The 12973-nt window shown below is 73.1% G+C and carries 13 protein-coding genes; 3 read left to right on the top strand and 10 right to left on the bottom strand.

Annotation, left to right across the window (positions count from 1 at the left end; all coding sequences use genetic code 11):
• The first annotated feature begins 3 nt into the window (after nt 1-3).
• The gene (locus D1781_RS00395) at nt 4-1122 is read left to right on the top strand and encodes a glycerate kinase (protein WP_119480338.1); all 1119 of its coding nucleotides are present in this window, start codon (nt 4-6) and stop codon (nt 1120-1122) included.
• A gap of 16 nt (nt 1123-1138) precedes the next feature.
• Here D1781_RS00395 and D1781_RS00390 read toward each other — a convergent pair whose 3' ends face one another.
• The 6 genes from D1781_RS00390 to D1781_RS00365 form a co-directional block, all read right to left on the bottom strand.
• Nucleotides 1139-3148, bottom strand: a complete 2010-nt coding sequence (locus tag D1781_RS00390) for an acyl-CoA dehydrogenase family protein (RefSeq protein ID WP_119480337.1) — start codon at nt 3146-3148, stop codon at nt 1139-1141.
• Between the two features lie 150 nt (nt 3149-3298).
• The gene (locus D1781_RS00385; RefSeq protein ID WP_233550855.1) at nt 3299-4186 is read right to left on the bottom strand and encodes a DNA-methyltransferase; all 888 of its coding nucleotides are present in this window, start codon (nt 4184-4186) and stop codon (nt 3299-3301) included.
• Nucleotides 4187-4296: 110 nt separating this feature from the next.
• Nucleotides 4297-6393 (bottom strand): MDR family MFS transporter, encoded by a 2097-nt coding sequence (locus tag D1781_RS00380; protein ID WP_119481636.1) that lies wholly within the window; start codon nt 6391-6393, stop codon nt 4297-4299.
• A gap of 189 nt (nt 6394-6582) precedes the next feature.
• On the bottom strand, nt 6583-7170 hold the full coding sequence (locus D1781_RS00375; RefSeq protein ID WP_119480336.1) for an adenylate kinase: 588 nt from the start codon (nt 7168-7170) through the stop codon (nt 6583-6585).
• 226 nt (nt 7171-7396) lie between these two features.
• Nucleotides 7397-8395: a type I glyceraldehyde-3-phosphate dehydrogenase gene (gene gap, locus D1781_RS00370; protein WP_119480335.1), complete on the bottom strand. Its 999-nt coding sequence runs from the start codon at nt 8393-8395 to the stop codon at nt 7397-7399.
• A 94-nt stretch (nt 8396-8489) separates the two neighbouring features.
• Nucleotides 8490-9431 carry a GlxA family transcriptional regulator gene (locus D1781_RS00365; RefSeq protein ID WP_199706440.1) on the bottom strand — a complete coding sequence of 314 codons (942 nt, stop codon included), beginning with the start codon at nt 9429-9431 and terminating at the stop codon, nt 8490-8492.
• A 139-nt stretch (nt 9432-9570) separates the two neighbouring features.
• On the opposite strand from D1781_RS00365, the gene D1781_RS00360 reads away from it, so the two are divergent.
• Entirely contained in the window at nt 9571-9933 is a 363-nt protein-coding gene (locus D1781_RS00360) for a DUF4267 domain-containing protein (protein WP_119480333.1), read from the top strand.
• 26 nt (nt 9934-9959) lie between these two features.
• Nucleotides 9960-10286 carry a TetR/AcrR family transcriptional regulator gene (locus tag D1781_RS00355; protein WP_119480332.1) on the top strand — a complete coding sequence of 109 codons (327 nt, stop codon included), beginning with the start codon at nt 9960-9962 and terminating at the stop codon, nt 10284-10286.
• Nucleotides 10287-10509: 223 nt separating this feature from the next.
• On the opposite strand, the gene D1781_RS00350 is transcribed toward D1781_RS00355, so the two are convergent.
• The 4 genes from D1781_RS00350 to D1781_RS00340 form a co-directional block, all read right to left on the bottom strand.
• Nucleotides 10510-10785 (bottom strand): helix-turn-helix domain-containing protein, encoded by a 276-nt coding sequence (locus D1781_RS00350; RefSeq protein ID WP_119480331.1) that lies wholly within the window; start codon nt 10783-10785, stop codon nt 10510-10512.
• A complete protein-coding gene (locus D1781_RS17310; protein ID WP_147391998.1) occupies nt 10782-11195 on the bottom strand; it encodes a hypothetical protein in 414 nt (137 codons plus the stop codon). Before D1781_RS17310 ends, D1781_RS00350 begins: the two co-directional genes overlap by 4 nt.
• A gap of 156 nt (nt 11196-11351) precedes the next feature.
• The gene (locus D1781_RS00345; protein ID WP_147391997.1) at nt 11352-12449 is read right to left on the bottom strand and encodes a hypothetical protein; all 1098 of its coding nucleotides are present in this window, start codon (nt 12447-12449) and stop codon (nt 11352-11354) included.
• Nucleotides 12446-12949, bottom strand: a complete 504-nt coding sequence (locus tag D1781_RS00340; RefSeq protein WP_119480329.1) for an RNA polymerase sigma factor — start codon at nt 12947-12949, stop codon at nt 12446-12448. Before D1781_RS00340 ends, D1781_RS00345 begins: the two co-directional genes overlap by 4 nt.
• Between the last annotated feature and the right edge of the window lie 24 nt (nt 12950-12973).

Here is a 12973-nt window from a genome sequence, read left to right as displayed (position 1 = left end):
TCGGTGCGGGTCGTCGTCGCTCCGGATTCGTTCAAGGGCACGATCGCCGCGCCGGAGGCGGCCGCCGCGATCGTCCGGGGCTGGCTCGACGTCCGGCCCGCGGACGACGTGCGGGCCATGCCGATGGCCGACGGCGGCGAGGGCACCCTCGACGCGCTCGCGACGTCGCTCCCCGAGGCCGTGCGGCTGCCGGTCGTCGTGCCCGGGCCCGACGACCGTCCGGTCACCGCCGCGGTGCTGCTGCTGCCGGACGGCACCGCGGTCGTCGAGCTCGCGGCGACGAGCGGCATCACCCTGCTCGACCCCCTCCGGCCGCTCACCGCGCACACGCGGGGCTTCGGCGCGGCGATCCGCGCCGCCCTCGACGCCGGCGCGACCCGGCTCCTGCTCGCGATCGGCGGCAGCGCCTCCACGGACGGCGGCACGGGTGCGCTCCGGGAGCTCGGCGCCCGGTTCCTCGCCGCGGACGGGTCGCCGGTGGCGGACGGCGGCGCGGGGCTCGCGGCGCTGGACCGCGTCGATCTCCGCGGCCTCGCGGCGCCGCCGCCCGGCGGCGTGCGCGTGCTCACCGACGTGACCAGCCCGCTGCTCGGCCCCGAGGGCGCGGCCGCCGTGTTCGCGCCGCAGAAGGGCGCCGACGCCGCGGACGTCGCCCTGCTCGAAGCAGCGCTCGCGCGGCTCGCCCGCCTGCTGCCCGGGGACGCCGCGGCGCCGGGCGCCGGCGCGGCGGGCGGCACCGGGTTCGGGCTGCTCGCCTGGGGCGCCGTCCTCGAGCCCGGCGCTCCGGCCGTCGCGGCCGTGAGCGGCCTGCCGGAGGCGGTCCGCGCCGCCGACCTCGTGATCACGGGGGAGGGCCGGTTCGACGGCCAGTCCGCCCGCGGGAAGGTCCCGACCGCGGTGCGCGACCTCGCGGGCGCCGTCCCCGTCGCGCTCGTCGCGGGCGCGATCACGGCCGCGCCGGAGGGCTACCGCACGGCCGTCTCCCTCGCCGAGCTGGTCGGCCGGGAGCGGTCGTTCGCCGATCCGGCCGGCGCGCTGCGCGCCGCGGGCGCCGCCCTCGCCGCGCGGTTCCTCCCTGCATCCGGGGATTCCGCGCCCGATGCGGCGGATCCCCGGATGTAGGAAGGAACCGGGCGGGTCAGCGGGCGGCGCGGGCCTCCGCCTGGCGGGCGGCCTCGGCGCCCGAGGCGATGGCGGCGCGCAGGTGCCCCTGCTCGTACCCGAACGCCTCGACCAGCGGCAGCGCGTGCGGGCGCATGCGCGCGACGAGCGCGTCGAGCAGCCGCGTCACGGCCCTCCCGCGCGAGCGGCTGAGCAGCCCCCGCACGAGGTACCAGCCGAGATCCCGCTCGATCACCTGCAGCGCGAAGACGTCGCGGACGAGCGCCAGCAGCGCGCGCGTCGGCGCGTCCGTCTCCCGCTCGACCGCCCGGGTGAACGCCCGCCACTGCCGCAGGCGCGCCTCCGCGCGGGCCGCCTCGATCAGCGCGTGCTGGTGCTCGCCGAAGCGCGCGGCGAGGTCCGCCGCCGAGACGCCGGGCCCCGGGCGGAGCGCCGGTGCGATCTCCGCGACCGCGACCTCGACGCGCTCCTGCAGCAGCCGCTCCTGCGTCGCCGGGTCGCGCAGCGATCGGGCTGCGCCCGCCGCCGTGCCGCCGTCGGCGACGCGCTGCGCCAGCGCCGTCAGGCCCGCCGACGCCGCCGCGGCGCCGAGCGCCTGCCCCGCGACGATGCGTGCGGCGCCCGCGCCGCCTGCCGCCTTCAGCCGCTTGCCGTAGTCGGTGAGCAGCCGCTTGCCGACGAGCTGCAGCAGCACCGTGTTGTCGCCCTCGAAGGTCGCGTAGACGTCGAGGTCGGCGTGCAGCTGGCCGAACCGGTTTTCGGCGAGGAAGCCGGCGCCGCCGGCCGCCTCCCGGCACTCCTGGATCGTGTCGAGCGCGTTCCAGGTCGCCTCGGCCTTCGCCGCGGCGGCGAAGTTCTCGAGCTCCTGCCGCGACTCGTCGGTGTCGTGCTCGCCGGTGAAGACGCGGTGGAAGGCCAGCAGCAGCTCGTCCTGCGTGAACGTCGCCGCGCAGACGGCCGCGAGGCGCGGCAGCAGGCGCCGCTGGTGCCGCGGGTAGTCGAGCAGCACCTCCTCGTCGCCGGCCGCGCCCGCGAACTGCCGGCGCTGCTCCGCATACGTGAGCGCGATCTGCAGCGCGATCTTCGCGCCGGTGTTCGACGCGCCCGCGAGCGAGACGCGGCCCTGCACCAGGGTGCCGAGCATCGTGAAGAACCGGCGGCCCTGGCTCGGGATGGGGGAGGAGTAGGTGCCGTCCGGGGCGACCGAGCCGTACCGGTCGAGCAGGTTCGCCCGCGGCACGCGCACGCCGGTGAAGTGCAGCCGACCGTTGTCGACGCCGTTCAGGCCGCTCTTCGGCCCGTCGTCCTCGCCGCCGACGCCCGGCAGGAAGGCGCCCGCCTCGTCCCGGATCGGCACGAAGAAGGCGTGCACGCCCTGGCGCTCGCCCTTCGTGACGAGCTGCGCGAAGACGACCGCGGCGCGCGCGTCGACGGCGGCGTTGCCGATGTAGTCCTTCCACGCCGCGCGGAAGGGGGTGTCGATCACGAACTCCTGCGTCGCCGGGTCGTAGGTCGCCGTCGTGGCGATCGACGCCACGTCGGAGCCGTGCCCGGTCTCCGTCATCGCGAAGCCGCCGAAGGTGCGCAGCTCGACCGCGTCGGCCAGGAAGTGGTCGTGGTGGTACCGCGTGCCGAGGTGGAGGATCGCCGCGGCGAACAGGCCCCACTGCACGCCGGCCTTGATCTGCAGCGACGGGTCCGCCGTCACCAGCTCCTCGAACGCGACGAGGTTGCCGCCCGCGTCGCCGGTGCCGCCGAACGCCTCAGGGAAGGGCAGACGCACGGCGCCGCTGTCGAGCAGGACCTGCAGCTGCGCGGTGACGCGGGCGCGGTGGTCGGCGACGAGCAGGTCGTCGCGCCGGTGCAGCGCCGGGTCGAGCGTCCTGGCGCGCGCGGCGAGCCGCACGTCCTTCCAGCTGCCGAGGAGGGCGTCGTGGATGCGGTCGAAGTCCGGGCCGTCCGCCGGAGGACGGGTCGCCCCCGCCTCAGCCGTCATCGTCGCCCCGGTCACCGAGTCCACCGTCATGCCCGCCTCCTGTCCGTTCGGTCAGGGACGGTAGCCCGCGGTCGCAGCCGGGCCGAATCGGCTGGGGGAAGCACGAGTCCGGATCGCCGGAGCGCGCCCGTCCGCTGTGGACGACCTACAACCGGAGGCGTCCCGGCCTGTGGGACCCGTTCAGTCCGCGGCGCGGGCGACGACGACGCCGTCGCCCAGACGACGACGCATCACGTCGACGGCGTCGGGGTTCTCGTCCACGAGCAGGAAGCGCCGGCCGAGCAGCCGCGCCGCCTCGCCCGTGGTGCCGCTGCCCGCGAACGGGTCGAGCACCCAGTCGCCGCGCCGGCTGCTCGCGGCGAGCATCCGGCGGACCACCCCGACCGGCTTCTGCGTGGCGTAGCCCGTCTTCTCCCGCCCGGTCGGCGACACGATCGTGTGCCACCAGACGTCCGTCGGCAGCTTGCCGAGCGCAGCCTTCTCCGGCGGCACCAGGCCGGGCGCCATGTAGGGCTCCCGGTCGACCTCGGCGGAGTCGAAGAGGTACCGCCCGGGGTCCTTCACGTAGACGAGGACCGTGTCGTGCTTCGCGGGCCACCGCCGGGTGGTCCGTGCGCCGTAGTCGTAGGCCCACACGATCTCGTTCAGGAAGCACTCGCGCCCGAACAGCGCGTCGAGCAGCACCTTCGCGTAGTGCACCTCGCGCTGGTCGAGGTGCAGGTAGAGCGTGCCGTCCTCGGCGAGCAGCCGCCAGACCTCCTCGAGCCGCGGCTCGAGGAACGCCCAGTAGTCCGGGAACGCGTCGTCGTAGCGCGTGACCACGCCCTTCACGACGTCGTAGGGCCGGCCGTGGAACCCCATCCGCGTCCCGCCGATCGGGTCGTGGCGGGTGACGGTCGTGCGCCGCCGCTGCTCCCGGCCGGAGTTGAACGGCGGGTCCAGGTACGCGACGCGGAAGGCGCCGTCCGGGAGGCGGCGCAGGACCGGCAGGTTGTCGCCCTCGAGCACGAGGTCGGGCCCGACCGGGGACCAGGAGACCCGGGCTGCGGCCGGCAGGTCGAGGGTCACGACAGCACCGTACGGGCGGGAGCGGACAGCGACAAAGCGCCCGGCACCACGAGGGTGCCGGGCGCCCCGAGGAGGGATCGGGTCAGCGACGTCCGATCAGCGCTGTCCGATCAGCGCTGTCCGGCTCCGACGGTGCCGGAGTCGGCCGGCGCCGTCGTGCCGACCGCGGCGGCCGCGCCGCCCTCGGCGACGTCGAGCTTCTGCGCCGCCGCCGCGTCGTCCGCCTGCTCCTGCAGCGCGGAGCGCTGACGGAGCGGCGGCACCCGGAAGAACCAGGTGATGACGAAGGCGATGAGCAGCACGATCAGTCCGACCCAGTAGATCTGGACGGCTGAGGTGTTGAAGCCCGTGAGGAACGGCTTCGCGAGCCGCGGGTCGGCGCCCTTCAGGAACGACGTGTCGCTCGTCGAGCTGTCGGTCGACGAGGCCGCGCCGGAGCCGCCCTTGGCGATCTGCTTCTCGATCGTCGGGACGACCTTGTCGACCACCGCACGGCGCTGGGCCGCGTCGCTGAAGTCGACGACGAGCCTGCCGTCCACGACGCTCGCGTCCGCCTTCGCCGCCGCCTGCGTCAGGCCTGCCGCCTCGGCCTGCGCCTTCGCGTCGGGCAGGGCCGCCGCGACCTGCTGGTCGATGACGGTCTGCGCGGCGGCGGCGGGGACCCGGCCGGCGGCGACCTGCTGCTGCACCGCGGCGGTGACCTGCTGGGTCACGGCCCTGGTCGCGGCGGCGTCGGCGCCCTGCTTCACCTGCGTGGTCGCGTCGTCGAGGCTCGCCTGCAGCTTCGTGCGGATCGGGTCGACGATCGGGTTCCACAGCTGCTTCATGATCGGCCGGTTGTCCGCCGCCTGCGCCACCGAGGGGGTGAGCGCCGCGTTCAGCGCCGACGTGAGCGTCGGCCGGTCCGCTGTCGCGGTCAGGATGTTGCCCGGCAGCGACGAGAACAGCACCGACAGGAGCACCGCGGTGCCCAGCGTGCCGCCGATCTGGCGGAAGAACGTGGACGCGCTGGTCGCGACGCCCATGTCCCGCGGCTGCACCGAGTTCTGGCTGGCCATGGTCAGCGTCTGCATCAGCTGACCGAGCCCGAGGCCGATCAGGAACATGCCGATCATGAGGTACCAGAGCGGCTTGTCGATCGTGATCGTCGTCATGAACAGGAAGCCGGCGGAGGTGAACGCCGTGCCGGTGACCGGGAAGACCCGGTACTTGCCGGTGCGGGAGATGATCTGGCCGGACCCGATCGACGCGATCATCAGGCCGAGCACCATCGGCAGGGTCGCGAAGCCCGACTCGGTGGCGGTCAGGCCGGTGACGACCTGCAGGTACAGCGGCAGGGTGAGCAGCGCGCCGAACATGCCGAAGCCGACGAGCACGCCGAGGATCGTCGACATCGTGAAGACCCGCGAGCGGAAGAGCTTGAGCGGGATGATCGCGTCGTCGCCCATCAGCGTCTCCGCGACCAGGAAGCCGATCAGGCCGAGCGCGCCGACGACGTAGCAGGTGATGGAGCCCCACGAGCTCCAGCCCCACTCGCGGCCCTGCTCGGCGACGAGCAGCAGCGGCACGAGGGTCGCGATGACCGCGGTGGCGCCCCACCAGTCGATGCGGGGCTTCCGGCGGTCGCCGAAGCGGGGGAGGTGCAGGAAGGTCAGCACCATGAACAGGGCGACCGCGCCGATCGGCACGTTGATGAGGAACACCCAGCGCCAGCCGGTGATGAAGAGGATCTGGCTCGCACCCGAGAACAGGCCGCCGACGAGCGGGCCGACGAGCGACGAGACGCCGAAGACGGCGAGGAAGTAGCCCTGGTACTTCGCGCGCTCGCGCGGCGCGAGCATGTCGCCCATGATCGCGAGCGGCAGCGACATGAGGCCGCCGGCGCCGATGCCCTGCACGGCGCGGAAGCCGGCGAGCATCAGCATCGAGGTCGAGAACGACGCGAGCAGCGATCCGAGCACGAAGATCGTGATCGCGAAGATGTAGAGCGGCCGGCGGCCGAAGAGGTCGCTGAGCTTGCCGTAGATCGGCGTCGCGATGGTCGACGTGATCAGGTATGCGGTCGTCACCCACGCCTGCTGGTTGAGCCCGTGCAGGTCGTCGCCGATGGTGCGGATCGCGGTGCCGACGACGGTCTGGTCGAGCGCCGACAGGAACATGCCGGCCATGAGGCCGTAGATCACCAGCAGGATCTGCCGGTGCGTCATCACGGCGCCGCCGGTGCGCGGCGCGGTGTCGGTGGTGGTCACGGGTGCCCTTCGGGAACAGCGGAGCGCACCGGGGGCCGCGACGTCGTAGCGCCACAGCCCGACATCGATGCTTGCAGAGACTGCAAGATTACACCTCGTGCAAGATCTGTCCAGATCCGGCACGCCGCGCTGCGTCCGCGGCGAGGCTCACTTGCTCGTGGTCGGCTCCCGCAGCGCGATCGCGTCGAGCAGGCGCGCGTGCACCTCGTCCGGCGTGCCCGTGCCGTCGACCCGCAGCACCAGGTCCGCGGCGTCGTAGAGCGCGACGAGCGGCTCCGTCTCGTCGTGGTACAGCGCGAGGCGGTGTCGGATGACCTCGGGGGTGTCGTCCGAGCGGCCCTGCTCGGCGGCCCGCTTCAGCAGCCGCTCCTCCAGCACCTCGTCGGGCGCTGCGAGCAGCAGCACCGCGTCGATCGAGACGCCGGCGGTGGCGAGCAGCCGGTCGAGCTCCGCCACCTGGTCCGCGGTGCGCGGGTAGCCGTCGAGCAGGAAGCCGCCGGCGGCGTCGGGCTCGGCGAGGCGCTCCGCGAGCATGGTGTTCGTCACGGAGTCCGGCACGTAGTCGCCGGAGGCGATCAGCGCCGACAGGCGGCGGCCCAGGTCGGTGCCGTTCCGGACGTGCGCACGGAAGAGGTCGCCGGTCGAGATCGCCGGGACGCCGAGGGCCGCGGCGAGGCGGCCGCCCTGGGTGCCCTTGCCGACCCCCGGGGGGCCGAAGAGGACGACTCGCTGCATGTCTCTGCTCCTTCGATGAGACGCCGGTGACGGTGGGGTCAACGCTCAGAGGGGCGGGGACTTCCCTCCGGAAGGCGCGATCGGGCCGGGCGTGCTCGATCGTGTGTACCAGACGATCCGAGGACGGCCAACAGCGGGCGCTCGGGAAGCTCTGAAGTCGAGGGCACCCGGGGGCGCGCCGCCGCCGCTGCGGCGCACGCCCCGGGACCGGAGCCCGATCGGCCCGTCAGCCCGCTGCGAGGAGCTCGAGCGTGTCGACGACGCGGTTGGAGAAGCCCCACTCGTTGTCGTACCAGGCGACGACCTTGACGTGCCGACCGTCGGCCCGGGTGAGCGAGGAGTCGAAGATCGACGACGCCGGGTCGCCGACGATGTCGGAGGACACGAGCGCGTCCTCCGAGAACTCGAGCACGCCCGCGAGACGGCCCTCCGCCGCCGCCCGGTACGCCCCGATCACCTCGTCCCGCGTCACGTCGCGGGACACCGTGGCGTTCAGCTCCACGATCGATCCGACGGGGACGGGCACGCGGATGGAGTCGCCGGCCAGCCGGCCGTCGAGGCGCGGCAGGACGAGGCCGATCGCCTTCGCGGCGCCCGTCGTGGTGGGCACGATGTTCACCGCGGCGGCCCGCGCCCGACGCGTGTCGCGGTGCGGGCCGTCCTGCAGGTTCTGCTCCTGCGTGTAGGCGTGCACCGTGGTCATGAAGCCGTGCTCGATGCCGGCGAGGTCGTCGAGCACCGAGGCGAGCGGCGCGAGCGCGTTCGTGGTGCAGGAGGCGTTGGAGACGATCACGTGCGCCGCCGGGTCGTAGGCCTCGGTGTTGACGCCGTAGGCGAGCGTGACGTCCGCGCCGTCGGCCGGCGCGCTGACGAGCACGCGCTTCGCCCCCGCCGTCAGGTGCGCGCGGGCGGCCGTCGCGGAGGTGAACCGCCCGGTCGACTCGAGCACGACGTCGACGCCGAGCTCGGCCCACGGCAGCTGCGCGGGGTCGCGCTCCGCGAGCACGCGGATGCGGCGGCCGTCGACGACGAGCGCGTCGCCGTCCGCGACGACGGGGCGGCCGAGGCGGCCGGCCGTCGAGTCGAAGGCGAGCAGCCGCGCGAGTGCCGCCGGCTCCGTGAGGTCGTTGACGGCGACCACCTCGAGGTCGCTGCCGCGCTCGAGCAGGGCGCGGAGGGTGTTGCGGCCGATGCGGCCGAAGCCGTTGATGGCGATGCGGGTCATGGGGACTCCTTCCGGTTCCCCTCCACCGTCGTCGTCCCGCGAGCGCCTCGACAGTGGCGCGAACGACACGGTTCGAAAGGATCGCGCCAGGTGGTCAGAAGTCCGGCGTGAAGGTCCGCCGGTACTCGGAGGGCGTGGTCCCGAGCACGCGCTGGAAGTGGAGCCGCAGGTTGGTCCCGGTGCCGAGCCCGACGTCCGCGGCGATCTGCTCGATGCTCCGCTCGCTGCGCTCGAGCAGCTCGCGGGCGACGTCGAGCCGGGCGCGGAGCAGCCATCGCATCGGCGTCGTACCCGTGTCCTCGGCGAACCGGCGCGAGAAGGTGCGCGGCGAGACGGCGGCGTGCCGCGCGAGGTCGTCGAGCGTCAGCGGTTCGGCGAGGCGGCGGAGCGCCCATTCGCGCGTGGCGGCGAAGCGCTCGCCGAGCGGCTCCGGCACGCTCCTCGGCACGTACTGCGCCTGCCCGCCGCTGCGGTAGGGCGCGGCGACGAGGCGGCGCGCGGCGTGGTTCGCGCTCGCGATGCCGAGGTCCCCGCGCAGCACGTGCAGGCACAGGTCGATGCCCGAGGCCGCGCCGGCCGATGTGAGCACCGCGCCCTCGTCGACGAAGAGCACGTGCTCGTCGACCCGGATCCGCGGGTACCGCGCCGCGAGCGCCCGGGTGTAGTGCCAGTGGGTCGTCGCGCGGCGGTCGTCGAGCAGCCCCGTCGCCGCGAGGGCGAACGCGCCGGTCGAGATCGCGGCGAGCCGGGCACCCCTCGCGGAGGCGGCGCGCAGCGCGTCGAGCACCACCGCCGGCGGGTCGTCGCGGTCGGGGGACCGGTAGCCGGGCACGAAGACGAGATCGGCCCAGTCCAGCGCCTCGAGCCCGTGCGCCACGAGGTACGACAGGCCGTCGCCGCCCGTGATCGGGCCGGGCGCGGCGCCGCAGACGCGCACCTCGTAGGGCATCGAGGCGCGCGTCGTGAACACCTGGGCCGGGATGCCGACGTCGAGCGGCTTCGCACCCTCCAGCACCAGCACGGCGACGCGACGCAGGCGGGGCTCCGGCACGGGGCCACGCTACGGCGCCCGGTCGGAGCGCGGGGCCCGGTGTCGGGCAGCGGGCTTGCATCGCCCTCCTCCGAGGGTCTACCGTCGTTATCTAACAACGCAATTCAACCCGGAAGGACCACTCGTGTTCATCGTCGCCCTCGTCGTCACCCTGCTCGTCGCGGGGTTCATCGTCTTCATCGGCACCCGCTTCCTCCTCGCGCCCCGGGTCGCCCTCGCCGGGTTCGGACTCCCCGAGGGGCGCTTCCAGCCGCTCGCGGGGGCGAAGGGGATCCGGGACATCACGTCCGGGGTGATGGTCCTGGTGGTCCTCGCGGTCGCCGGGACGCATGCGCTCGGCTGGGCGCTCGTCGTCGCGGCGATCACGCCGGTCGGCGACGCGATCCTGGTCGCCCGCAACGGCGGCTCGGTCTCGTACGCGCTCCGCGTCCACGGCCTCACGGCCCTGTTCCTCGTCGTCGCCGGCCTGGTCCTGGCCCTGGTCTGACACGAACCGTCGTCAAGATCGATCCCATGCCTCCGAGACCCGCCCCCGACCTCGCGGGTCGGCGCGACCAGGTCGTGGTCGCGGCACGGACCGTCGCCGAGGCCGAGGGGTGGAGCGCCGTCACGATGCGACGGCTCGCGGGCGGGCTCGGTGCCACGCAGCCGGTGCTCTACTCGGTCTTCGACGGCCGGCGGGCGCTGGTGGACGCCGTCGCGCTCGAGGGCTTCGACGCCCTGGCCGCGCCGCTCGTGCGGGCGTCCGAGCGGGAACGACGAAGCCCCCGGTCGCGAGACCGGGGGCTGATCGTCCTGCGCGCCCGGAGGGACTCGAACCCCCAACCTTCTGATCCGTAGCCACGCGCCTGGACATCACACCGGCGCGTCGAGAGCGTCTGGCGCTCGTCTTCGGCGTCATTCCGGGCCTGTTCCCAGCGCTTCGATCATCAGCGCGCGGCAGGTCGAGCGCGGCGTGCACACACACGGCACACACGACGCGTCGGCTCATGAGGGTGCGCAGTGTCACGTGTCCTGCGAGCAGAGGCGCCCTGATCGGCGTCGCTCGATGTCTAATCGAACTTCAAAAGTCCGCAGGAGCGGGGAGGAAGCCGTCCTCGATGGCGCGTTTGTAGAGGTCGACCTTCGTGGCGGCGTGTCTTCCGACGCGGGCGTACTTCGCGCGGATGCGGCGCACGTAGTCCTCGATCGTGGACATCGCGACCTCGAGTTCACGGGCCACTGCCTGCGCGCTGGCGACGTCCGCGAACCGCATCAGCACGAGCTGTTCATGGGCGGTTATGCCGGCGTCGGCGAGGAGAGGGTCGTTCTGCAGGGCTGTCGCCCACTCGCTGGTCACGACCGGGCGGCCGCGAGCCGCCTGCTGGATCGCCTGGACCAGCCGCGGCAGCGGCTCGCTCTTGCGCAGGATTCCGAGAGCGGGCGTACGGGCAGCGCTTCGCAGCAGGAATCGACTCTCGCCGCTCGTGTAGATGAGAACGCGATACCGCCTTCCGTGAGCCGTCTAACGTTCAGTTCGGGCGACGTGTGGTCGCGAAGGCGCAGGTCGAGCAGCACGAGATCGAGTGGCGCGGTCGCGCGCCCCAGCAGGCCCTCGACGGTCTGTGCCCAGGTCACGAAGTCGATCTCGGGAGCGAGACGCATGGCTGCCCGGAGTGCAGATGCGATCACCTCGTGGCCGTCGACGAGCGCGACACGGAAGCGGCTGGAACTGTTTCGCAGTCCGAAGTCAGTGGCGCTCGTCGACATGATCCAGCTCCCTCTCCGGCCTTGTAGCGCTGTTCCAGACGCTCTCGGCCGCCCCGGTTCTTAGCCCTACGTCCGCGTAGTGAACTTGCGCACCGTGCGGCGGGCCCGCTCGGAGCGTCGGGTCGGTGGTTCTGATGGTCTGAGCAATCGCACGTGTCATGGACCGGTTGGGCGGTAGCCGGTGACGGCTCCCACGCCGTCCGCGCTGACGTTCGGATCGGCGCATTTGCCGACCGGCGGGACGTCGGGGACCGGTATCCGCGTTCGCGCGCGACCGATCGTGAGTACGACGTTCTGAACTCGTTCTGCGCCGCAGTCGGTCAGGCGGTCGAGCCGGAAGAGCTCGATCTCGACGTAAGCGGTGCCGTGCGCGGCGAGACGGACTGGCTTCGCCGGGGTCGCCGGGTCGCCGTTCTGACCCCCGAGGCCGCCGATCTGGTTGCCGGACGCGTCGAGATACGCGATCTGGGGCCACGTCCGGATCGCGCAGTCGTTGGTAGCGGCGCTCGTGATCTTGACGATTCCGCCCTCGAAGTGCGGCCAGCGAGTGAACTCCGCCGTCGGTTCGAGATCCCGGGTGCTGCAGGTGCGTAGGGAGCGGGGGACGCCGGGGCCGGTCGCAGTGACCGAGGGGTGATCCGGGACGGCGGGCACCGCGCGAACCGGCACCGCGGTGACTCGGAGTGCGAAGCGCGGGTACCCGGTCGTACTGACCTTGATCGTGACCTTGCCCTCGGCCATAAGGCGCCCGTTCTTGGCTTGCAGCTCCGGGCCGGTCGAGGCGGTGCCGTCGCACCCGATTGCGGAGTCGCTGTGGTGGACGAGGGTGTACCGCACGCTGCCGCCGCCCGTGCACGCGACCGTGATCGCGACCGCCTTGCCGTGGGCGTCGAGCGTGCGGGTAGCCGGCAGTGAATCGCGGGAGGTCCACGTGGCCAGGACCGTACCTGCGACCGCGGGAAGCGCCCCGACCGTGCCCGCGCCCGGAGATGGCGACGGTGTCGGGGTGGCGGTCGGGGGCACGGAGAGTGCCGGTGCGGACGTGCGCGTCACCTGCCCCAGTGCGATCGTCCCGACGACGAGCAGCGCGAGGACCACCACAGTGATGATTACGGCGCGGACACGACTCTCATGAGCGCGTCGCCGGTTGTCGCGCGATCCGGACTCGGTGCTCTGCGCGGGTAGGAAATCGGGTTCCATCGGTAGCCAGCGCTCGGCTGACCGAAGTCGGCGCAGCGCGTCTTCGGGGTTCATCGTTTCTCCGCGACCGCGCGGGTCTCCGCGCGGAGCTTGTCGAGTCCGCGCATCGCGTTGGAGCGAACCGTCGCGCGGGTGATGTCGAGCAGCTCGGCGATCCGGCGGTCGTCGAGATCGAGGTAGTAGCGGAGCACGAGCACGGCTCGTTGCTGCTGCGGCAGGTGCTGTAGCCGAGCGAAGAACGCCTGGTCCTCCTCGAACCGCAGCAGCCCGCGGTCCTCCACGGTCCGCTCGAGCAGGTCGTCGGACGGATGCCGCTTGCGAATGAGGTCGATCGACTTCCGCAGCACAGCGGTGCGCAAGTAGGCGAAGGCGGCGCTCTCGGAGCCGAACAACCGAGTCGGCCATGACCGCGAGACGGCGATGTACGCCTCCTGCAGCGCGTCCTCCGCGTCGTGCCGGCTCCCCGTAAGCATCGCCGCCGCGCGCAGGAGCTCGCCGCCACGCCGCCGCACTAGATCGGTGTATCGCGGGTCAGCGGACCACGTGTCCGTCATCCACCCTCCGCTCCCTGCCACTGC

The organism is Amnibacterium setariae (assembly GCF_003581425.1).
GTDB lineage: Bacteria > Actinomycetota > Actinomycetes > Actinomycetales > Microbacteriaceae > Amnibacterium > Amnibacterium setariae.
Note: the sequence above shows the minus strand (reverse complement) of the source record. Positions and strands in the feature narration are given on the sequence as shown.

What these genes read in the sequence shown, in the direction of transcription:
- gap (WP_119480335.1), bottom strand. Translation starts at nt 8,395, where the DNA reads ATGACCCGCATCGCCATCAACGGCTTCGGCCGCATCGGCCGCAACACC.
- D1781_RS00390 (WP_119480337.1), bottom strand. Translation starts at nt 3,148, where the DNA reads ATGACGGTGGACTCGGTGACCGGGGCGACGATGACGGCTGAGGCGGGG.
- D1781_RS00380 (WP_119481636.1), bottom strand. Translation starts at nt 6,393, where the DNA reads ATGACGCACCGGCAGATCCTGCTGGTGATCTACGGCCTCATGGCCGGC.
- D1781_RS00375 (WP_119480336.1), bottom strand. Translation starts at nt 7,170, where the DNA reads ATGCAGCGAGTCGTCCTCTTCGGCCCCCCGGGGGTCGGCAAGGGCACC.
- D1781_RS00355 (WP_119480332.1), top strand. Translation starts at nt 9,960, where the DNA reads ATGCCTCCGAGACCCGCCCCCGACCTCGCGGGTCGGCGCGACCAGGTC.
- D1781_RS00345 (WP_147391997.1), bottom strand. Translation starts at nt 12,449, where the DNA reads ATGAACCCCGAAGACGCGCTGCGCCGACTTCGGTCAGCCGAGCGCTGG.
- D1781_RS00340 (WP_119480329.1), bottom strand. Translation starts at nt 12,949, where the DNA reads ATGACGGACACGTGGTCCGCTGACCCGCGATACACCGATCTAGTGCGG.
- D1781_RS17310 (WP_147391998.1), bottom strand. Translation starts at nt 11,195, where the DNA reads ATGTCGACGAGCGCCACTGACTTCGGACTGCGAAACAGTTCCAGCCGC.